General features: G+C 62.8%; 18 protein-coding genes and 3 pseudogenes. 11 read left to right on the forward strand and 10 right to left on the reverse strand.

Annotated elements, in window-relative coordinates; genetic code table 11:
* The first annotated feature begins 219 nt into the window (after positions 1–219).
* The 4 genes and pseudogenes from HU719_RS05260 to HU719_RS23835 all read left to right on the forward strand — a co-directional run.
* Entirely contained in the window at positions 220–1,137 is a 918-nt protein-coding gene (locus HU719_RS05260; protein ID WP_186534796.1) for a LysR family transcriptional regulator, read from the forward strand.
* A gap of 279 nt (positions 1,138–1,416) precedes the next feature.
* Complete coding sequence (locus tag HU719_RS05265; RefSeq protein ID WP_186534797.1) at positions 1,417–3,198, forward strand: sensor domain-containing diguanylate cyclase; 1,782 nt, start codon at positions 1,417–1,419, stop codon at positions 3,196–3,198.
* A gap of 44 nt (positions 3,199–3,242) precedes the next feature.
* Positions 3,243–4,004: pseudogene (locus tag HU719_RS23830) on the forward strand (PAS domain-containing protein); the annotation flags it as partial.
* A 99-nt stretch (positions 4,005–4,103) separates the two neighbouring features.
* Positions 4,104–4,541 (forward strand): annotated as a pseudogene (locus HU719_RS23835) (methyl-accepting chemotaxis protein); the annotation flags it as partial.
* Between the two features lie 338 nt (positions 4,542–4,879).
* Here the strand turns inward: HU719_RS23835 and HU719_RS23550 are convergent.
* Both HU719_RS23550 and HU719_RS05275 read right to left on the reverse strand, forming a co-directional pair.
* Positions 4,880–4,987: pseudogene (locus tag HU719_RS23550) on the reverse strand (GFA family protein); the annotation flags it as partial.
* Positions 4,988–4,990: 3 nt separating this feature from the next.
* Positions 4,991–5,839, reverse strand: a complete 849-nt coding sequence (locus HU719_RS05275) for a helix-turn-helix domain-containing protein (protein WP_225917107.1) — start codon at positions 5,837–5,839, stop codon at positions 4,991–4,993.
* Between the two features lie 106 nt (positions 5,840–5,945).
* On the opposite strand from HU719_RS05275, the gene HU719_RS05280 reads away from it, so the two are divergent.
* Positions 5,946–6,299 (forward strand): DUF2834 domain-containing protein, encoded by a 354-nt coding sequence (locus HU719_RS05280; protein ID WP_186534800.1) that lies wholly within the window; start codon positions 5,946–5,948, stop codon positions 6,297–6,299.
* On the forward strand, positions 6,296–6,757 hold the full coding sequence (locus HU719_RS05285) for an MAPEG family protein (protein ID WP_186534801.1): 462 nt from the start codon (positions 6,296–6,298) through the stop codon (positions 6,755–6,757). Before HU719_RS05280 ends, HU719_RS05285 begins: the two co-directional genes overlap by 4 nt.
* A 135-nt stretch (positions 6,758–6,892) precedes the next feature.
* Here the strand turns inward: HU719_RS05285 and HU719_RS05290 are convergent, their stop codons facing one another.
* The 7 genes from HU719_RS05290 to gloB all read right to left on the reverse strand — a co-directional run bounded on the left by HU719_RS05290 (position 6,893) and on the right by gloB (position 16,827).
* Positions 6,893–8,494: an ABC transporter ATP-binding protein gene (locus tag HU719_RS05290; protein WP_186518215.1), complete on the reverse strand. Its 1,602-nt coding sequence runs from the start codon at positions 8,492–8,494 to the stop codon at positions 6,893–6,895.
* A 1-nt stretch (position 8,495) separates the two neighbouring features.
* Positions 8,496–9,515 carry an ABC transporter permease gene (locus HU719_RS05295; RefSeq protein ID WP_186518216.1) on the reverse strand — a complete coding sequence of 340 codons (1,020 nt, stop codon included), beginning with the start codon at positions 9,513–9,515 and terminating at the stop codon, positions 8,496–8,498.
* A 1-nt stretch (position 9,516) separates the two neighbouring features.
* Entirely contained in the window at positions 9,517–10,590 is a 1,074-nt protein-coding gene (locus HU719_RS05300; RefSeq protein ID WP_186518217.1) for a microcin C ABC transporter permease YejB, read from the reverse strand.
* A 1-nt stretch (position 10,591) separates the two neighbouring features.
* Positions 10,592–12,421, reverse strand: a complete 1,830-nt coding sequence (locus HU719_RS05305; RefSeq protein WP_186534802.1) for an extracellular solute-binding protein — start codon at positions 12,419–12,421, stop codon at positions 10,592–10,594.
* The gene (locus HU719_RS05310; RefSeq protein ID WP_202883357.1) at positions 12,418–14,247 is read right to left on the reverse strand and encodes an extracellular solute-binding protein; all 1,830 of its coding nucleotides are present in this window, start codon (positions 14,245–14,247) and stop codon (positions 12,418–12,420) included. The genes HU719_RS05305 and HU719_RS05310 overlap by 4 nt, the downstream gene beginning before the upstream one ends.
* Before the next feature lie 275 nt (positions 14,248–14,522).
* Positions 14,523–15,947: a lytic transglycosylase domain-containing protein gene (locus tag HU719_RS05315; protein WP_186518219.1), complete on the reverse strand. Its 1,425-nt coding sequence runs from the start codon at positions 15,945–15,947 to the stop codon at positions 14,523–14,525.
* Between the two features lie 100 nt (positions 15,948–16,047).
* Positions 16,048–16,827: a hydroxyacylglutathione hydrolase gene (gloB, locus tag HU719_RS05320; protein WP_186518220.1), complete on the reverse strand. Its 780-nt coding sequence runs from the start codon at positions 16,825–16,827 to the stop codon at positions 16,048–16,050.
* A gap of 80 nt (positions 16,828–16,907) precedes the next feature.
* On the opposite strand from gloB, the gene HU719_RS05325 reads away from it, so the two are divergent.
* From HU719_RS05325 to dnaQ, 3 genes are all read left to right on the forward strand, one after another.
* Positions 16,908–17,681 carry a methyltransferase domain-containing protein gene (locus tag HU719_RS05325; RefSeq protein ID WP_186534803.1) on the forward strand — a complete coding sequence of 258 codons (774 nt, stop codon included), beginning with the start codon at positions 16,908–16,910 and terminating at the stop codon, positions 17,679–17,681.
* A 13-nt stretch (positions 17,682–17,694) separates the two neighbouring features.
* A complete protein-coding gene (rnhA, locus tag HU719_RS05330; protein ID WP_186534804.1) occupies positions 17,695–18,141 on the forward strand; it encodes a ribonuclease HI in 447 nt (148 codons plus the stop codon).
* 84 nt (positions 18,142–18,225) lie between these two features.
* Complete coding sequence (dnaQ, locus tag HU719_RS05335) at positions 18,226–18,981, forward strand: DNA polymerase III subunit epsilon (RefSeq protein WP_186518224.1); 756 nt, start codon at positions 18,226–18,228, stop codon at positions 18,979–18,981.
* Between the two features lie 36 nt (positions 18,982–19,017).
* Here the strand turns inward: dnaQ and HU719_RS05340 are convergent, their stop codons facing one another.
* Complete coding sequence (locus HU719_RS05340; protein ID WP_186518225.1) at positions 19,018–19,236, reverse strand: hypothetical protein; 219 nt, start codon at positions 19,234–19,236, stop codon at positions 19,018–19,020.
* Positions 19,237–19,394: 158 nt separating this feature from the next.
* On the opposite strand from HU719_RS05340, the gene HU719_RS05345 reads away from it, so the two are divergent.
* Together HU719_RS05345 and HU719_RS05350 are read left to right on the forward strand one after the other, a co-directional pair.
* Positions 19,395–19,955 (forward strand): NADPH-dependent FMN reductase, encoded by a 561-nt coding sequence (locus HU719_RS05345; protein WP_186518226.1) that lies wholly within the window; start codon positions 19,395–19,397, stop codon positions 19,953–19,955.
* A gap of 121 nt (positions 19,956–20,076) precedes the next feature.
* On the forward strand, positions 20,077–21,120 hold the full coding sequence (locus tag HU719_RS05350; RefSeq protein ID WP_186518227.1) for an AraC family transcriptional regulator: 1,044 nt from the start codon (positions 20,077–20,079) through the stop codon (positions 21,118–21,120).
* The last annotated feature ends 47 nt before the right edge of the window (positions 21,121–21,167 follow it).

The following is a 21,167-nucleotide window of genomic DNA, read 5'->3' on the forward strand; positions in this document are numbered from 1 at the left end:
AAAATAGCTATTTTTGTGTAGGGAATTCATATTTGATATGGGCTGAGCCCCTGCACCGCTTTGTGTAAACCCGCAGCTGCCCTATCGCAGGCTGGCGCCACAGGTTCTCAGTCAGGCATCTCTATTACGGGCTGGCGAAGTCTTTGTAGGAGCTGGCGCCAGCCTGCGATGAGGCCAGCACAGAATGGCGCCTTCCATGACCCTTGCGGTGAGCCCCCCATGAAACTGACCCTGCGCCACCTAGAAGTCTTCCGCGCCATCATGGCTGCCGGCAGCGTCACCGGTGCCGCGCGCCTGCTGTTCACCTCGCAGCCCACTGTCAGCCGTGAGCTGGCACGCATGGAGCAGGTCACGGGCCTGAACCTGTTCGAGCGCGAAGGCGGGCGCCTGGTGGCCACGGCCCAGGCCTTGCTGCTGGTGGATGAAGTCGAACGGGCCTTCATCGGCCTTGAGCGCATAGACCGCTTCGCCCAGGCCATCCGTAACTTCGAGCAAGGCCGGTTGTCTGTCACCTGCCTGCCACTGTTCTCGCAAACTCTCCTGCCGCTTGCCTGCCAGCGCTTCTATCAGCAGCACAAGGGCGTCAGCGTGTGTATCACCGCGCAGGAATCGCCGCTGCTTGAGGAATCGCTGGTGGCCCAGCAGCACGACCTTGGCCTCACCGAAGTCGAACAGGTGCCGCGGGGTGCCGTGGGCGAGTTGCTGTTCAGCGCCGACATGGTCTGCGTGCTGCCCCAAGGCCATCCATTACGGGCCAAGGCGGTGCTGCAGTTGAGCGACTTCCACGAGGTCGACTTCATCAACCTGGCAAGCCTGGACACCTATCGGCAGCAACTCGACCAGCAGTTTCGGGCGGCCGGGGTAAACCGGCGCACAGTGATCGAAACCACCAGCGCAGCGTCGGTGTGTGCGATGGTCCGTCAGGGTCTGGGGGTGGCGATTATCAACCCGCTCAGCGGGCTGGAAGCGGGGCAGGCTGGCCTGGTGATGCGCAGGCTGAATATTTCGGTGCCGTACCGTGTCATGCTGATTCGCCCAGAGCACCGCCCGGCGTCGGCGGTAGTAGCGCCATTTTGTACCGCGCTACGCGCCCAGGCCCAGGCAATGATGGCCGCGCTGACGCCCCCTGAACTTTGACGCGCGCGAAGCTTGTACAACTCAGGCGGCGATCAACAACCCCCTGTAGGAGCGGCCTTGCGCCGCGAAATGGCCGCGGGGCGGCCACCGATCCGCAATTCAAAGCGTGTTATCCTAATCACGATACTTGTACAAATTCCTATCCTTGTACAAATATATGCGCTACCGTTCAGCCATTACTTGCTCCATAGCGGAACCGTTTGTCTGTACACCAGTCTCATTGATAGCAAAGTGCTATATCTTCGTGCTTAACACCCTCTTCAGGGCAGGCAAAACACCATGAAAACCGCTCCCGTGCCCATCAATGAGAAAGACCGCCTGGCTCAGGTCGTCGAATGGTGTGTCGCCCAGCAAGACCAGAACCACGAACTCCAGGCGCTGGTAAAGCTTGCTTCCAGCTATTTTTCCGCGCCTATCTGCCTGGTGTCGATCGTCAGCGAATGCCAGCAATGGTTCATGGCCAGGACTGGCCTGGACAGTGCCAGCACCTCCCGCGATGTGTCGTTCTGCGCCCACACCATCCTGCAGGCCCAGCCACTGGAGGTAACCGATGCGTGCGAGGACCCGCGCTTTGCCGACAATCCGCTGGTAACCGGCGAGCCGGGTATCCGCTACTACTGCGGGGCGCCGCTGGTGGTCGAGCAGCGTATAGCCATCGGCAGCCTGTGCATCATCGATACCGTGCCACGCCCACCGATGGCGCCAGAGCAAAAGGCCATGCTGGTCGCGTTCGCCGACATGGTGATGAAAATCCTCGCCAGTGTGCGGCGCAGCAACTTTTTCGACCAACCGACCGGCCTGTTCAACCGGCTCAAGCTGGAGTGCGACGTCGAGGCCCATTTCGACCGCGGCCAGGCCCTGACCCTGCTGGCCATCGATATCCTGCCCGCCGCAACCTTGAACGACATCACCCAGGCGCTGGGCTACAACTTTGCCCACGACCTCACGTTGCAGGTCAAGGCGCGCATCGTTGCGCAGCTGCCTTTTAGCCAGTCGCTGTACAAGATCAGCCCGACGCGTTTTGCCACCATCGTCGACGACCCCGAACAGGTTCAGCCACTGTGTGCGGGCATTATCGAAGCGTTACAGGCGCCGGTGCAGTGCCACCAGATCCCTGTGCTGCTCGATGCCGGCATCGGCATTACCGCGCTGAGTGCGCGCAGCGATGATCGAGAAGGCCTGGAGTGGCTGCGCCGGGTGGTCAGTGCAGCGGATGCCGCACGCCGTAGCCACGGCCGCTGCGCCTTGTACCAGCCAGAGGTTGACGCCGCCCAGCGCCGCGCCTTTACCTTGCTGGCGGCGCTGACCGTGGCCTTGCAGCATGACGGCGAACTCAGCCTGCATCTGCAGCCACGCCTGCACCTTCCCGGCGGCGATTGCCGTTCGGCCGAGGCGCTATTGCGCTGGCACCACCCGGAGCTGGGCGAGATCTCCCCGGCGGAGTTCATCCCTTTGGCCGAAAAGACCGCGCTGATCACCCAGATCAGCTTGTGGGTGATGCGTGCGGTGCTGCGTTTGTTGCAGCAGACCGAGATGCTGGATTTAAGCATCGGCATGAACATCACGGCCCGTGACCTTGAAAGCCCGGCTTTCATGGATGCACTGCTTGGCGAACTGCACCGCCTGGACATCAACCCGGCGCGGCTGCAGCTGGAATTCACCGAAAGCGCACTGATCGAGCAACTCGAAGAAGTGCAGCAGCAACTGCAACGTGCGCGCCTGGCCGGTATCGATATCGCCATTGACGACTTCGGCACCGGTTACAGCAACTGGGCCTACCTCAGCCGCATCCCCGCCACGCTGGTCAAGCTGGACCGCTCGCTGGTGCACAAGGGCTGCGTCGATGCCCGTGATAACCAGTTGGTGCGTTCATTGGTAGAGCTGGCCTCGCGCCTGGGCTACCGGGTGGCTGCCGAGGGCATCGAAAGTGCCGCGCAGTTGGAACAGGTGGCCGCCTGGGGCTGCCATGAGGCACAGGGTTTTTATCTGGGCCGGCCGATGCCGGTGGCAACCTTCGAACATTGGTTTGGTGCTACCCGGCGCATAGGGTCGGTGGCCTGAACTCCCGTTTTCATTTCGATCTACCCTCCTCAAGCAGGTGTGTCATGTTCAACCGGCAATTGAAGGCCACGCTCGCTGCGCGTGAAGCCGAGCTCGTCGTTTTGCGTCAACGTCTGGCCCAGCAGGAGCAAGCCGGGATTTTTCTGTTGCTCGATGCCAGCATGCGCGTGGTTCAAGGCAACGCCGCAACTGCTGCGGCGTTGGGGCTGGCGCAAGAAGCCATGGCCGGCAAGGCATTGACGCATTGGCTGGCGCAGCCGCACTACGGCACGCTGGCGCAAGCGCTGGGCCGCGGCGAGGTGCAGCAGGGTGATTACCTGCTGCGCCACGCCGATGGCCGTGATGCCTGGCTGCGCCTGAGCTGGTACCCGCAAATGGACGCCCAGGGGCGTTTGGCGCAGGTCGTCGGCCAAGGCCGCGATGTCACCCAGGAGCTGGATGCCGGGCAGCAGAGCCAGTCGCTGCTGCAGGCGTTGCTGCGCTCCACGGCGGTGATCCAGTTCGACCTGAGCGGCAAGGTGCTCGATGCCAACCCGATCTTCCTCGCCGCCATGGGGTATCGGCTGGACCAGGTCGTGGGCAAGCACCACCGGATTTTCTGCAGCCCTGATTTCGTCAACAGCCCGGCTTACGCCGACCTGTGGCGGACGCTCAATGCCGGCCAGTACATGACCGGCCGCTTCCTGCGCCTGGACAGCCAGGGCCGTGATGTGTGGCTTGAAGCCAGCTACAACCCGGTGATCGACGCCCAGGGCCGGCTGCTGCGGGTGGTGAAATTTGCCTCGGTAGTGACCGATCAGGTGCAGCGCGAGGAGGCGGTCAAGCAGGCCGCGCAGATGGCGCTGGAGGTTTCGCAGACCACCGACACCGGTGCCAGCGAGGGCGTCGCGGTGGTGCAGCAGGTCGAGCAGACCATGCAGGCGGTCAGCGCCCAGCTGCATTCGGCGGGGACCACCATCGATGCGCTGGGCAAGCAATCGGTGGTGATCAGTTCGATCGTGCAGACCATTGGCGGCATCGCCGCGCAGACTAACCTGCTGGCGCTCAACGCCGCCATTGAAGCGGCGCGTGCCGGCGAGCAGGGCCGAGGTTTTGCGGTTGTTGCCGACGAAGTGCGTCAACTGGCCGCGCGCACCAGCAGCGCGACCGAGGAAATCGTCGCGGTGGTTGCGCATAACCAGACCTTGGCCAACCAGGCGGTGAACGAGATCGAAAGCAGCCGCGGGCAAGCGGCCCATGGCCTGCAACTGGCCACCCAGGCCGGCGGTGCAATTGGCGCGATCCAGTCTGGGGCGCGGCGCGTGGTCGAGGCGGTGGGCCGGGTGAGCCAGGACCTCGCGTGACAGGTGTGGCCCGCCCGGGCCAGTGAAAAACCATTGGGCTCGCTTTGCGAGCCATCGCGGTGGTTCGGCATTCCGAGCAAGCCCGCTCCCACGCTGAATTTTGCCGCACAGTCAGGTGCAGACCTGTGCCGGCTTCATCGCAGGCTGGCGCCAGCTCCCACAGAGACCGCGTAAAATCGCGATACTACGGCCTTGCCCAGATCCTGTGGGAGCTGGCGCCAGCCTGCGATGAGGCAGGCACAGGCTTGCGCAAAATCATGGAATCTCCCGTTGGAATCAAGGTCAGGCCTTGGTAGGAGCGGCTCCGGGGTCTGACTGACAGGCATGTTGAATACCTCTCCTTTGCGGCATTGGCTGCAATGGCAGTGGCTAACAGCCTTTGGTGTTGCCAGCAGCTCATAGCCGATGGCGGCACATAGGCAACTGCCTTGGTAGCGTTCGCTCATCTACTAGTTCCCCTGCGTTGGGATAAGCGCGGCTTCATCCTGGCCTGACTGCCAACCTTCATAAGCTGTGCGCATGGCGTGCCAGGTGTCGTCGTCCGCTGGCAGCAGATGCTCGATGCGCAGTGAGGCAACGGTGATGTCCAGCGGCATGCCGAAGGTTGTAAAGGTGGATAGAAACCGCAACTCAGAGCCACCGACGCGAACCTTGGTCAACACAACCGGTGCCAACTGCCCATCCGCCGCTACCGCAGTCGGCACCGGCAAACCTTTGAGTCGGTCTGCCAGTTCAGCGTTGCCCAACGCCTCCCTGGCTGCCCGCTGCCAAGCAATAGCGCGAATCTCATCGGCGTTCACCAAGTGGTCGCCCAGCCCGCCTGGGCGCAGCAGGGTGTCCAGCAAGTTCAACCCCGCATGGCCGTTTGCCGGTACGCCGGCCATGGCGAACAGCAGGCCAGCGCTGGTATTGGCGGCGATGATGTCCCAGTTGCTGGCGATGACGATGGCTGGCGCGGGGTTGTTGGCCTGGAGGATATGCCGCACCGCGTCGTTGACCATCTTCAGTGCCGGGGCGTCGGGCGCGCAGGCGCCATAGCGCGGTGCGTAGCCTGCGGCGAGGAACACTGCGTTGCATTGCTCCAGTGGCACTTGCAGGGCGCTGAGTAGCGCATGCAGGGTGCTCGGGCTGGCCTTGGCGCGGCCGGTTTCCACGCAGCTCAGGTGGCGCTGTGACACGCCGGCAAGCAGCGCCAGGTCCATTTGGCTGAGCCGGGCTTGCTGGCGCAGTCGGCGCAGGTGCTCGCCCGCTTCGGTCGCGGCAGGCGGGTGCGCAGGATGAAAGGGGAGAGTGCTCATGCTTCGACTCTGGCTGTCCTTGGGGGAAGCGTCCATGACCTGTGAGGTCATTGAGGCGGGGAGACTCTACCACTAGTGTGCAGGGAGGTTGGCCAAGGAGGCGAGCATGAACGATGGCACGGCAACAGAAAACCTCAGGCGGTATTCGGCAGGGCGCTGGCTGGCGTTGTTGGTACTGCTTGGGTTCGCAGCTTATACCGGCTGGACGATGCTCATCGCCCAGCAGTCGCTCATCGCCTTCGGCCTGCAACTGATGGCCCGGCCCGACACGGCGCAGGTTGTGATCGACCTGTATGTGATGGCCGGGTTGGGCTGCATGTGGATGGTGAGCGACCATCGTGCCCGGGGCGGGTCGTGGGTTGGCGTGCTGCCATATCTGCTGCTGACGGCGGCGTTCGTTTCGATGGGGCCGCTGTTGTACATCGTGGTCAAGGGCTTTGCCCGCAGGGATGCAGCATGAGTTTGGCCATGGCGATGTACGCGGGGTGTGTGGTGCTGTTGATGATCAAGATGCTGGCGATTTCTTGTTATCAGGGGTATTTCCGCATGCGGTTCCGGGCGTTTGTGAATGTGGAGGATGCGGCGGTTTTTGGCCGCCCTGCGCAGGTTGCGGAGCGGCCTGAAGTTCTTCGAGGGATGCAGGCTTGGCGCAATGATCTGGAGAACATCCCGTTGTTCATGGCGTTGGGCGGGCTGGCGGTTGCGTTGCACGTGCCTGGGGTGACCATGGCCTGGCTTTGTGGTGTGTTCACGGTTGCACGGGTGCTGCATACCGTGACCTATCTCGCTGGGCTACAACCTTGGCGGACGCTGTGTTACGCGATTGGGGTGGCGTGCTTGATCGGGTTGGGTGGGCTGGTGGGCGATGAGGTCACCACAAGCTTGCACCACCATGGAATGTCCCGCCTCCCCCTGTAGGAGCGGCCTTGTGCCGCGAAAGGGCTGCGTAGCAGCCCCGGCGATATGAGGGTGGAGCGCAAAACCTGGGGGCGCTTCGCACCCCTTTCGCGACACAAGGCCGCTCCTACAGGCCGGTTGACTAGTATCTCAAGCTCAGGAAGCGCACAAGAACGCCGCCTCCAGCAGCTGTCGGGTATACCCCGCCTGAGGCGCCCTGAATATCTCCCCGGCATCCCCTTGCTCGACAACCTGCCCCTGCTTGATCACCATCAACTGATGGCTCAATGCTTTGACCACCGCCAGGTCATGGCTGATGAACAGATAGGTCAGGTTGTACTTCACCTGCAAGTTGCGCAGCAGCTCTACCACCTGCCGCTGTACCGTGCGGTCCAGCGCCGAGGTGGGTTCGTCCAGCAGAATCAGCGCAGGTTTCAACACCAACGCCCGGGCAATGGCAATGCGCTGGCGCTGGCCGCCGGAGAATTCGTGGGGGTAACGATGCCGGCTCTTCGGGTCCAGCCCCACTTCCTCCAGCGCGGCAATAATCGCCGCCTCCTGCTCTTCGGGCGTGCCGATCTTGTGAATCCGCAAGCCCTCGCCGACGATATCCGCCACGCACATGCGCGGGCTCAAACTGCCGAAGGGGTCCTGGAACACCACCTGCATTTCACGGCGCAGGGGCCGCACTTCTTTCTGGTTCAAACCCTCCAGCGCCTGGCCATGGAAGCGAATGCCGCCCTGGCTTGCAATCAGCCGCAGGATGGCCAGGCCCAAGGTGGATTTGCCTGAGCCGCTTTCACCGACGATACCCAAGGTCTGGCCTTGGGGCAGGCTGAAGTTGATGCCGTCCACCGCCTTCACATGGTCCACGGTACGGCGCAGCAGGCCTTTCTTGATCGGGAACCACACCTTCAGGTCCTTGACCTCCAGCAGCGGCGCGCCTTGCGGGTTGGCAGCCGGGGCGCCGCTGGGTTCGGCGTTGATCAGCATTTGCGTGTACGGGTGCTGCGGCGCGCTGAACAGCGTGGCGCAATCGGCTTGTTCGACTATTTTGCCGCTTTGCATTACGCACACACGGTGGGCGATGCGGCGTACCAAGTTAAGGTCGTGGCTGATCAGCAACAGGGCCATGCCCAGGCGTGCCTGCAGTTCCTTGAGCAGGTCGAGAATCTTCAACTGCACGGTCACGTCGAGCGCGGTGGTGGGCTCGTCGGCAATCAGCAGTTCAGGCTCGTTGGCCAGCGCCATGGCGATCATCACCCGCTGCCGCTGGCCGCCGGACAGCTCATGGGGCAGGGCCTTGAGGCGTTTATGCGGCTCAGGGATACCCACCAGGTCGAGCAGTTCGAGCGTGCGCGCGGTAGCTTGCTTGCCGGTCAGGCCTTTGTGCAGCAACAGAATCTCGTTGATCTGCTTTTCAATGCTGTGCAGCGGGTTCAGCGAGGTCATCGGCTCCTGGAAGATCATCGCAATACGGTTGCCGCGGATACGCTGCATGGGCTTCTCGCCCAGTTGCAGCAGGTCCTTGCCTTCGTACTGGATGCTGCCGCTCGGGTGGCGCGCCAGCGGGTAGGGCAGCAGGCGCAGGATCGAGTGCGCCGTCACCGACTTGCCCGAGCCACTTTCGCCCACCAATGCCAGGGTTTCGCCTTTGCGGATGTCGAAGCTGATGCCGTCGACCACGCGGTTGACTTGGTCGCCGGTGACGAACTCCACTGCCAGGTCGCGCACTTCGATCAGGGTACTTTGGCTCATGTCATTTCCTCGGGTCGAAGGCATCGCGGGCGGACTCGCCGATGAATACCAGCAGGCTCAGCATCACTGCCAGTACGGCGAAGGCGCTGATGCCCAGCCACGGGGCCTGCAGGTTGGACTTGCCTTGGGCAACCAGCTCGCCCAGCGACGGCGAACCTGCCGGCAGGCCGAAGCCGAGGAAGTCCAGGGCGGTCAGGGTGCCGATGGCGCCGGTCAGGATGAACGGCATGAACGTCATGGTCGAAATCATCGCGTTGGGCAGGATGTGCCGGTACATGATTGCGCCATTGCGCATGCCAAGGGCCCGCGCCGCGCGCACGTACTCAAGGTTGCGCCCACGCAAAAACTCGGCGCGCACGACATCCACCAGGCTCATCCACGAGAACAGCAGCATGATGCCCAGCAACCACCAGAAATTCGGCTGTACGAAGCTTGCCAGGATGATCAGCAGGTACAGCACCGGCAGCCCCGACCAGATCTCCAGAAAGCGCTGCCCGGCAAGGTCTACCCAGCCGCCATAGAAGCCCTGCAGGGCGCCGGCAATCACGCCGATGATGGAGCTTGCGATCGTCAGCGTCAGGGCGAACAACACCGAGACGCGGAAGCCGTAGATCACCCGTGCCAGCACATCGCGGCCCTGGTCGTCGGTACCCAGCAGGTTATCTGCCGAGGGCGGCGCGGGTGCCGGGACTTTCAGGTCGTAGTTGATGCTCTGGTAGCTGAACGGGATCGGCGCCCACAGCACGAAGGCGTCTTTTTTCGCCAGCAGTTCGCGGATGTACGGGCTCTTGTAGTTGGCCTCCAGCGGGAACTCGCCGCCGAAGGTGGTCTCGGGGTAGCGCTTGAATGCCGGGAAATACCATTCGCCGTCATAGCGCACCGCCACGGGTTTGTCGTTGGCGATAAGCTCGGCACCCAGGCTCAGGCCGAACAGTACGATGAACAGCCACAGCGACCACCAGCCGCGACGGTTGGCCTTGAAACGCTCGAAGCGCCGGCGGTTGAGGGGGGAGAGGGCCATGTCAGTGCTCCCGGCTGGAGAAGTCGATACGCGGATCGACCAAGGTGTAGGTAAGGTCGCCGATCAGCTTCACCACCAACCCCAGCAGGGTGAAGATGAACAAGGTGCCGAACACCACCGGGTAATCGCGGTTGATCGCCGCCTCGAAACTCATCAGGCCCAGGCCGTCGAGTGAGAAAATCACCTCGATCAGCAGCGAGCCGGTAAAGAAGATGCCGATGAACGCCGACGGGAACCCAGCGATCACCAGCAGCATGGCGTTGCGAAATACATGGCCATACAGCACCCGGTTGCGGCTCAGGCCCTTGGCCTTTGCGGTGACCACGTACTGCTTGTTGATCTCGTCGAGGAAGCTGTTTTTGGTCAGCAGGGTCATGGTGGCGAAGTTACCGATCACCAGCGCGGTGATCGGCAGCACCAGGTGCCAGAAGTAGTCCAGCACCTTGCCGGTGGTGGACAGCTCGTCGAAGTTGTTGGAGGTGAGCCCGCGCAACGGGAACCAGTCGAAATAGCTGCCGCCGGCAAACAGCACGATCAGCAGGATGGCGAACAGGAACGCCGGGATGGCATAGCCGACGACGATGGCGGAACTGGTCCACACATCGAAATGGCTGCCGTGGCGCACGGCCTTGGCGATCCCCAGCGGGATCGACACCAGGTACATGATCAGCGTGCTCCACAGCCCGAGGGAAATCGACACGGGCATTTTCTCGACGATCAGGTCGATGACCTTGGCATCGCGAAAGAAGCTGTCGCCAAAGTCCAGCTGGGCGTAGTTCTTGACCATGATCCACAGGCGCTCGGGGGCGGACTTGTCGAAGCCGTACATGCGCTCGATTTCCGCCACCAGCGCCGGGTCCAGGCCTTGGGCGCCGCGGTAGTTGGAGCCGGCCACCGACACTTCGGCGCCGCCACCGGCAATGCGGCTGGTGGCGCCGTCGAAGCCTTCGAGCTTGGCGATCATCTGCTCCACCGGCCCGCCGGGGGCGGCCTGGACGATGATGAAGTTGATCACCAGGATGCCGAACAAGGTCGGAATGATCAGCAGCAGACGGCGCAGGATGTAGGCCAGCATGTCAGTTGGCCTCGCCGGCTGGGGCTGCGCTTGGCGCCGGGGTGACATCGGGCTTTACCCACCAGGTGTCGATGCCAACGTCGTACTTGGGCGACTTCTGCGGGTGGCCGATGTGGTTCCAGTAGGCCACGCGGTTGGTCTTGATGTGCCAGTTGGGCACCACGTAGTAGCCCCATTGCAGCACCCGGTCGAGGGCGCGGCAGTGGTCGATCAGGCTCTGGCGCGAATCGGCGTTGATCAACTGTTCGACCAGCTGGTCGATGGCGGGGTCGCGCAGGCCGATGAAGTTGCGGCTCCCGGGGTTGTCGGCGGCAGAACTGGACCAGAACTCGCGCTGCTCGTTGCCCGGCGAGTTGGATTGCGGGAAGCCGCTGACGATCATGTCGAAGTCGCGCGAACGCAGGCGGTTGATGTACTGCGAGACATCCACGCGGCGGATTTCAAGGCCAATGCCCAGGTCTGCCAGGTTGCGCTTGAACGGCAGCAGGACGCGCTCGAACTGGGTTTGCGCGAGCAAGAACTCGATGTTCACCGGCTTGCCGTCCTTGTCGACCATCTTGTCGTCGACGATCTTCCAGCCCGCCTCTTGCAGCAGCTTGTAGGCCTGGCGCTGGTGCTCGCGAATCATGCCACTGGCGTCAGTGACCGGGTTGTGGAAGGCTTCGCTGAACACCTGGTCGGGGACCTTGCCGCGCAGCGGTTCGAGGATTTTCAGCTCGGCTGGCGAGGGCAGCCCGCGGGCGGCCATTTCGGAGTTTTCGAAGTAACTGCCGGTGCGTATGTAGGCACCATTGAACAGTTGCTTGTTGGTCCATTCGAAGTCGAACAAAAGGCTCAGCGCCTGGCGTACCCGCACGTCCTGAAACACCGGTTTGCGCAGGTTGAAAATGAAGCCTTGCATGCCCACCGGGTTGCCGTTGGGCAGCTCTTCCTTGATCAGCCGGCCCTCGCGCACGGCGGGGGTATTGTAGGCCGTCGCCCAGTTCTTCGCGCTGACCTCAAGTTCATAGTCGAAAGCGCCGGCCTTGAGCGCTTCAAGCGCCACGTTGTTGTCGCGATAGACATCGAACGTCATGGCATCGAAGTTGTAGAAGCCGCGATTGATCGGCAGATCCTTGCCCCAGTAGTCCTTGACCCGCTCGTAGCGGATCGAGCGCCCAGCCTTCACTTCGGCGACTTTATACGGGCCACTGCCCAGCGGGATTTCCAGGTTGCCACGGGTGAACTCGCGGTTTGCATACCAGTGTTTGGGCAGCACCGGCAGTTGCCCGAGAATCAGCGGCAGCTCGCGGTTGTTCTTGTGCTTGAACTTGAACAGCACCTTGAGCGGGTCTTCGGCCAGCACTTCGGACACGTCGGCGTAATACTGACGGTACAGCGGCGCGCCGTCCTTGATCAGGGTGTTGAAGGTGAACACCACGTCTTCGGCGCGCAGCGCGTGGCCGTCGTGAAAGCGGGCTTCGGGGCGCAGGTAGAAGCGCACCCAGCTGTTGTCGGGGGCCTTTTCGATCTTGCTGGCCACCAGCCCGTACTCGGTGAACGGCTCGTCCAGGCTCTGGCGCATCAGGGTGTCGTAGATGATGCTGAGGTTGTCTGCGGCCACGCCTTTGTTGATGAACGGGTTAAGGCTGTCGAAGCCACCGAAGCTTGCCTGGCGGAAGGTGCCGCCCTTGGGCGCGTCGGGGTTCACGAAGTCGAAATGCTTGAAGTTGGCCGGGTATTTCGGCGCCTCGTCATACAGGGTCAGCGCGTGTTGCGGGGCCGCCAGGGTGGGCAGGCTGATACAGGCAAGCAGCAGGCTGGCGGTTAGCGTGCGCAGCGTCGAGGTCATTGGGCTTTCTCCGAAGGCTTGATCCACCAGCTGTTCAGCCCGAGGGTGTAGGGCGGGGTGGCGACGAAGCCGAAGCGGTTGCGGTAGGCCAGGCGGTGGTTGTCCAGGTACCAGTTGGGAATCATGTAGTTGTGCCACGACAGTACCCGGTCCAGGGCCCGTGCGGCGGCCACCTGGTCGTCACGGGTGCGCGCAGCCAGCAAGGTGTCGAGCAGGTGGTCGACCACGGGGTCGTCAATGCCTGCGTAGTTTTTGCTGCCTTTGACGGCGGCCTGGCTTGAGTGGAAATACAGCCACTGCTCAAGGCCCGGGCTCAGGGTCTGGTTGAGGGTCATCAGAATCATGTCGAAATCGAACTGGTCGAGGCGTTGTTTGTACTGGGCACGGTCGACGGTGCGCAGGCGCGCGTCGATGCCGATGCTGCCGAGGTTTTCGACATACGGTTGCAGGATGCGTTCGAGGTTCGGGTTCACCAGCAGCAACTCGAGGGTGAACGGCTTGCCGTTGCTGTCGACAAGGCGCTGGCCGTTGAGTTTCCAGCCGGCCTCGGCCAGCAGCGCCAGGGCCTTGCGCAGGGTCGCGCGGCTGACGCCGCTGCCGTCGGTGTGGCTGACCTGGTAGGGCTCGGTGAACAGCGCCGGGGGCAGTTGGTCACGGAACGGCTTGAGCAGCAGCCACTCCTTGCCGGTGGGCAGGCCGCTGGCGGTGAACTCGCTGTTCGGGTAGTAGCTGGTGGCCCGCCGGTAGGCGCCGTTGAACAGCGCGCGGTTGGCCCACTCGAAGTCGAGCATCAGGCCCAGCGCCTGGCGCACGCGCGGGTCATGGAAGGCCGCGCGGCGGCTGTTCATGAACAGGCCCTGGGTCTGAGTGGGGATCTGGTGCGGGATCTGCGCTTTGATCACTTCGCCACGGCGAATGGCCGGGAAGTTGTAGCCATTGGCCCAGTTCTTGGCCTGGTGCTCGATGTAGATGTCGAACTCGCCGGCCTTGAACGCTTCGAAGGCCACCGTGGCGTCACGGTAGAACTCATACTCGACACGCTTGAAGTTGTATTTGCCGCGGTTGACCGCCAGGTCCTTGCCCCAGTAGTTCTTCACCCGCTCGAACACCACACGCCGGCCGGGCTGCACCTCGGTGATGCGGTACGGGCCGCTGCCCAGCGGTGGTTCGAAGGTAGTGGCCTTGAAATCGCGCTTTTGCCAGTAGTGCTTGGGCAGCACCGGCATTTCGCCCAGGCGCAGGATCAACAGCGGGTTGCCGGCGCGTTTGAACACGAAGCGGATGCGCAGGGGGCCGAGAATATCGACCCGCTGCACTTCCTGCAGGTTGGTGCGATACAGCGGGTGGCCGTCTTTGAGCAGGGTACGGTAGCTGAACGCGACGTCAGCCGAGGTGATCGGCGTGCCATCGTGAAAGCGTGCTTCGGGGCGCAGGTTGAACACCACCCAGCTGCGGTCTTCGCTGTACTCGACCGAACGGGCGATCAGGCCGTAGCTTGAGGTTGGCTCATCACCTGAGGGGTCGTACATGCCGGTACCAACCATCAGTGGCTCGTTCAGCTCATTGATGCCGTACTGCAGGAAATTGGGCGTAGTGACCGGGCTTGAACCCTTGAACGTGTAAGGGTTGAGTGTGTCGAAGGTGCCGAACGCCATGGCCCGCAAGGTACCGCCCTTGGGCGCTTGCGGGTTGACCCAATCGAAATGGGTGAAGGTGGCCGGGTACTTGAGCGTGCCGAATTGCGCGTATCCGTGGCTTTCGCTCACCATCGCGACGGCGGGGAAGCTCAAGGCCAGGCTGAGAGACAGCAGGAGGGGACGTATCAAGTCGGCATCCGATCCAGGGGCATTGGGCTTGGGTCGGAGTACAGTAACAGCTTGTCTGGGTTGGAAAAAGAGTGCCGGCAAGCGTTTCGCTGCAAGGGCTTGGATGTCGATTCTAACCTCACGCGGTCAGCGTGTAGGAGCGGCCTTGTGTCGCGAAAGGGGGCGTAGCTCCCCCGACTATTTTGCATGAGGCCGAAATAGTGGGGCTGCTACGCAGCCCATTCGCGACACAAGGCCGCTCCTACAGGAGATCGTGGCGCTGGGGCCGGTTCCGATCAGTGACCCAGATAGACGGTCAAGGTTTGCCCAGGCTTGAGGGCGTGGCCGCTGCGGGGGTTCCAACGCTTGAGGTGTTTCATCTCGACGTTGAAACGCTTGGCCACCAGGTAATAAGAATCGCCCTTGCGCACCTTGTACTGGGTAGAACGCTGTTTTGCGTCCGCTACCCGGTTGCCGGCTGCACTGCCGCCACGCAGGGCCAGCACCTGGCCAACGCGCAGGCTGTTGCCGCGCAGGCTGTTCCAGCTTTGCAACTGCTTGACCGACACTCGGTTGGCCTTGGCGATGCTGCCCAGGTTGTCGCCACGCTTGACCCGGTAGCTGCGCGCCGCCGGCGCCTTGGCTTCGGCAAGCGCTGCCTGGAACACGGCCTTGTTCGGTTGCAGGCTGACCAGTTCCTCAGGCTTGAGGTTGGACATGCGCGCAGACAGCAGTTGCGCCTTGGCGGTGGGCACCAGCAGTTGCTTGGGGCCGTCCACGGTCATGCGCTTTTTGAAGGCCGGGTTGAGCTGGATCAGCTCGTCTTCGTCGATATCGGCGAAGGCTGCGACCCGCGACAGGTCGAGGCGCTCGTTGATGGCAATGGCTTCGAAATACGGTTCGTTGGCGATCGGGTTGAGGTTCACGCCGTAGGCCTGCGGGGTGTTGACCACTTGCGACAGGGCCAGCAGCTTGGGCACGTAGTCGCGGGTTTCCTGCGGCAGTGGCAGGTTCCAGTAGTCGGTGGGCAGGCCGAGTTTTTCGTTGCGTTCGATGGCGCGGCTGACCGTGCCCTCACCTGAGTTGTACGCCGCAAGCGCCAGCAGCCAGTCACCGTTGAACATGTCGTGCAGGCGGTTGAGGTAGTCCAGCGCTGCGTTGGTCGAGGCGGTGACATCGCGCCGGCCATCGTAGAAATTGGTTTGCCGCAGGTTGAAGTGGCGCCCGGTGGCCGGCATGAACTGCCACATGCCCGCAGCGCTTGCTCGCGAGTAGGCCATCGGGTTGTAAGCGCTTTCGATGGCGGGCAGCAGGGCCAGTTCAAGCGGCATGTTGCGCTCTTCCAGGCGCTCGACGATGTAGTGCAGGTAGAGGCTGCCGCGCTCGCCGGCGTTCTCGAGGAACGACGGGTTGCTGGCGAACCACAGGCGCTGCTGCTCGATGCGCGGGTTGACGTCCATGTTTTCCTGCAGGGCGAAGCCTTGGCGCATACGCTCCCAGACGTCTTGCGGCGCCTGCGGTTGCTCCTTGGCCTTGACCACTACCGGCGCCGGCTTGTGTTTGATCCGCGCCTGATAGCTGTGTGCGCGAACACTGTCGGATTCGTCGAGCTGACGGGTGCTCTGGCAGCCCACCAGTGTGGCGGCCAGCGCCAGTGCACTGATCTGTGCCAGTCGCGTCAGGGCGACCGAATGAGAGGTTCTGCGGCTACGGGAAGACATCGGCTGGAAGGGTTATCCGGGCAAAAAAGTTGGGCGATTCTAGGAACCGGCCCCCTCCGGGTCAACCTTTGCTGCAACCTCTCGATATATCTTGGGGTTATCAGAACCCGTCTTTCCATGACCTCAAGGCAGCAAAAACAGTGGCTTGGGTTGGGTTGCAATGCCCCTTCCATTCGTCTGCTTTTTCTTTAACGGATGTTTCAGCGGTGCGCAAAAACGGGTTGGTTTGCAGCTCCAGGCCAATACTTGAAGGCAGGCTGATGCGGTTGTCGGCACGCAGCTGGGTCACCTCGGCAAAGCGCTGCTGCAGCCGCTGGTTTTCAGGCTCTACGGCGCAGGCAAAGCGCAGGTTGCTCAAGGTGTATTCGTGGGCGCAGTACACGGCCGTTGCAGCAGGCAGGGCAGCCAGGCGCTGCAGCGAATGGTGCATCTGCTCAGGGGTGCCCTCGAACAGCCGTCCACAGCCCCCGGCGAACAGCGTGTCGCCGCTGAACAGCAATGGGGCAGGGGTTTGCTCGGTGTAGAAGGCAATGTGGCCAAGGGTGTGGCCGGGCACGGCGATCACTTCAAACTGCATGCCCAGCACCTGGACGCAGGCGTTGTCTTCAAGGGCCAGGTCCCGGGCCGGGATGGTTTCATTGGCCGGGCCGCATACCCGTGCCCCGGTCAGTGCCTTGAGCGCCTCGACGCCGCCGACGTGGTCGTGGTGATGGTGGGTGATCAGGATATCTTCCAGCACCCAGCCTGGGTTGTCGGCCAGCCACTGGCGCACCGGCGTGGCATCACCGGGGTCGACCACCGCGCAGCGGCGATTGGCAGTATCCTGTAACAACCAGATGTAGTTGTCGGAGAAAGCGGGTAGGGCAACGATCTGTATCATGGTGCGGATTCGCCAAGCCTGGACATGGCTTCATCTTAGCCGCGATGGCGCGGCCGGAGAACCTTCCGAGGGAGAACGCAATGACCGATCAAGCCTTCGCCCAGGCCGACCCCGAGTGGGTCGAGCTGATTCGTCTGGCCCGTGACTGGTTCGACGGGCCGTTGGGCCAACTGATGCTCAAAGAAGAAGAAAAGCTGCTGGCCGAAGAGCTCGGGCGCTTCTTTGGCGGCTACCTGGTGCATTACGGCCCCGGCAGCGAGGCGCCGCCCAGCGCACCACAGGTGCAGCGCAATGTGCGCCTTGGCGCGCCGTTGCCGGGTGTCGAGATCGTCTGTGAGGAACAAGCCTGGCCATTGTCCGAGCATGCCGCCGATGTAGTAGTGCTGCAGCATGGCCTGGACTTCAGCCTGTCGCCCCACGGTTTGCTGCGCGAGGCGGCAAGTTCGGTGCGCCCTGGGGGGCATCTGCTGATTGTCGGCATCAACCCTTGGAGCAGCTGGGGCATGCGCCATCTGTTCAGCCGCGGGGCGCTGCGCAAGGCGCGCTGCATCTCGGCGTCGCGGGTGGGCGACTGGCTCAACCTGCTGGGCTTTGCGCTGGAGAAACGCAGGTACGGGTGCTATCGTCCGCCGCTTGCATCGCCTGCCTGGCAACAGCGCCTGGCGGGCTGGGAGCGGGTTGCTGGTGGCTGGCAAAGTGCCGGCGGCGGCGTTTACGTGCTGGTGGCGCGCAAGATGGTCGTGGGCCTGCGCCCGCTGCGCCCAGCGCGCCGCGAACCCATGGGCAAGCTGCTGCCGCTGCCGCTGGCCAAGGTCAACCGCAGCGCTACCCACCCTGACACTGACAAGCATTGAACACGAGTGGTACATGAGCGATAGCGTCGAGATTTACACCGATGGTGCCTGCAAGGGCAACCCTGGCCCCGGCGGCTGGGGCGTGTTGATGGTCTGCAAGGGCGTCGAAAAAGAGCTGTGGGGCGGCGAGCGCGAAACCACCAACAACCGTATGGAGCTGATGGCTGCCATCCAGGGGCTGATGGCGCTCAAGCGCGAATGCGACGTGGTGCTGACCACCGACTCGCAGTACGTGATGAAAGGCATCAACGAGTGGATGGTCAACTGGAAGAAACGCGGCTGGAAAACCGCGTCCAAAGAACCTGTGAAAAACGCCGACCTGTGGGTGATGCTCGATGAACAGGTCAACCGTCACAAGGTGACCTGGAAGTGGGTCCGCGGCCATATCGGCCACCCAGGCAACGAACGCGCCGACCAGTTGGCCAACCGCGGCGTCGACGAAGTGCGCAAACAGCGCTAGGGCAGCCGCGAGGCGGCGCCAAGCTACTGGCCGCTGAGTTATACTCCCGGCCTAGAATTCAGGCAGCAGCAGTTGGAGTACCGCGTGGAGCAGCAGCAAGACAAACGGTTCGTAGTGCTCGATACCGAAACCACCGGTATGCCGGTGGGCGAAGGCCACCGCATCATCGAGATCGGTTGTGTCGAAGTCATGGGCCGGCGCCTGACCGGGCGGCATTTTCACGTCTACCTGCAGCCAGACCGCGAGAGTGATGAAGGCGCGATCAACGTGCACGGCATCACCGACGCATTCCTCATTGGCAAGCCGCGTTTTGCCGAGGTGGCCGACGAGTTCTTCGAATTTATCCAGGGCTCCACGCTGGTCATCCACAACGCAGCGTTCGACGTTGGGTTCATCAACAACGAATTTGCCCTGATCGGCCAGCGCGACCGCGCCGATATCTCCCAGCACTGCCCGATCCTCGACACCCTGATGATGGCGCGCTCGCGCCACCCGGGGCAGCGCAACAGCCTGGATGCGCTGTGCAAACGCTACGGTATCGACAACTCCGGCCGTGAGCTGCACGGCGCCTTGCTCGACTCCGAACTGCTGGCTGACGTTTATCTAGCCATGACCGGTGGGCAGACCAGCCTGTCCCTGGCCGCTGACGGCGCGGTGGGTGAGGACGGCCAAGCCGCGCGCGGCAGCGAGATTCGCCGCATTACCGGGCGCACACCGGGGCGGGTGATCATGGCGAGCGAGGAAGAACTGCAGGCCCATGCCGAGCGTCTGGCGGCGGTGGCCAAGTCGGCCGGCGGGCCGTCGATGTGGCAGGCGTTGACCGAGCCTGCTGCCGGTTGATGCACCGGGCCTGCCGCGCAGGCCCTTGAAGCAGGCTCAGGGAATACGGACGATCTCGATTCCGGTCTGGGCCAGTTCGAAGCGGTCTTCACCCAGATAATTGACCCGGTCGCCAATGGCCAGGCGATAGGTGGTGATCGGCGCACCGAGGGTGCTGCCATCTGCCTGGAGCGTGGACTCCTGGAATTCATGCACGGGGTAGATACGGCCTTCGGCGTCGCGGGCGTGGAACTGGCCGACCATTACTGCTGCCATTTTGGGTGGAACCCTCTGAAACGTGTAGGAAATGTCTGTAGCCATAGACCAGCAATAGGTGCGGGAAGTTTTCTGCTGTATGGAAAAAAACCAAAGCACCGAGGAACGGTCATCTATAACTACTGACGTCCCTTTACTTCGCAGAGGATGCATTCCCCATGAGTCAGGTTTATTCGGTAGCGGTTGTCGTCGGCAGCTTGCGCAAAGACTCCTACAACCGCAAGGTGGCCCGCGCCTTGTCCGAGCTGGCTTCGTCCAGCCTGGCCCTGAAGATCATCGAGATCGGCGACCTGCCGTTGTACAACGAGGACATTGAAACCGACACCCCGCCTGCGGCCTGGCAGCGCTTTCGCAACGAGATCAGCAAAAGCGACGCGGTGTTGTTCGTGACGCCCGAGTACAACCGCACGGTGCCTGGTTGCCTTAAAAACGCCATCGATGTGGGCTCGCGGCCTTACGGCAAAAGTGCCTGGAGCGGCAAGCCGACCGCCGTGGTGAGTGTCTCGCCTGGGGCGATTGGCGGCTTTGGCGCCAACCATGCCGTGCGCCAGTCACTGGTGTTTCTGGATATGCCCTGCATGCAAATGCCCGAGGCCTATATCGGTGGTGCCGCGTCGTTGTTCGACGAACACGACAAGCTCAACGAAAAGACCCGGCCGTTTCTGCAGGCGTTCATCGACAAATTCGCCTCTTGGGTGAAGCTGAACCGCTCGGTATAAAGGCTGTACCCGGCTCCGCCGCTAGCTGTGCGTACCCGACCGGCCTAAGATGCATCCCCTTGAGCATGCGAGGCGAGCTAAAACCGCGCAGGCTTGAGGTGAATGTTTCAAGGAACGGCCGATGAGCGAAAAAGACACCATCTCCATGCACCTGGTACGTGAGGCGTTGCTGCAGGCGTGTCCTGAGCCTCAGGCGGCCGCTGCGTTGCTGGCACGCGCCGGGATCGATGCCGAGCGGCTTGAGCTTCCCGAGGCGCGGGTCAGTGCCGAGGCTTATGCAAGGCTCTGGCGCCTGCTGGCCCGGTATTGCAATGACGAGTTCTTCGCCATGGACCCCCGCGGCCTCCGCCGCGGCAGCCTGGCGTTCCTGTGCCGGGCAGCGATGGCCCAGCCGACCTTGGGCGAAGGCCTGGATACCGCGCTGACCTTTCTCGGGTTGATGCTCGAAGATTTGCAGCCGGCCCTGGTGCGCCAGCAAAGTCTTGCCGAAATTGTCATCAGCGAGCCCCGCCAGGCGCCACGCCGCGCCTTCACCTATTTCACCTTGTGGATGATCGTGCACGGCGTGGGCTGCTGGCTCGCCGGGCGGCGCCTGCCGATCATGGCTGTCGAACTGCGCTGCGCCGAGCCACAGTTCTGCGACGATTACCGGGTAATGTTCTCGCAGACCCTGCATTTCTGCCGGTCGCGCACGCGGATGATCATCGCCGCTGATTGCCTGGACATGCCGCTGCGGCGTGCGCCCGAAGAACTGCAGCGTTTTCTCGCCGAAGCACCTGGCAACATCCTGGTCAAATACCGCGACCCAACCAGCTTTGGCTGGCGCATCCGCAACGACTTACTGCGTGGCGACCCCTGCACCTGGCCGGACGTCGACACGGTTGCGCGTCAATTATGTGTGTCGCCGGCTACCCTGCGCCGGCGCTTGGCCGACGAGGGGCAGACCGTCCAGGGGCTCAAGGACAGCGTGCGCCGAGAGTTGGCCGTCGCCTGGCTGGCGCAGAACGAGCCTAGCCTTGGCGAAGTCGCCGAGCGCCTCGGCTTTGCCGACAGCAGTTCTTTCTACAAGGCGTTTCGCAAATGGTTCGGTTGCAATCCCGGAGCTTATCGAGCGCTGATCCATGCACCGGATGCATTGCACCGGGAGGTACTTCCGGCTCGTTGAATGGGGAGGGCAGGGGCAATCTGCCGGGCTTTTCAGCCCGAGACTGC

This window comes from Pseudomonas farsensis (assembly GCF_014268805.2).
GTDB classification, from domain to species: Bacteria; Pseudomonadota; Gammaproteobacteria; order Pseudomonadales; family Pseudomonadaceae; genus Aquipseudomonas; species Aquipseudomonas farsensis.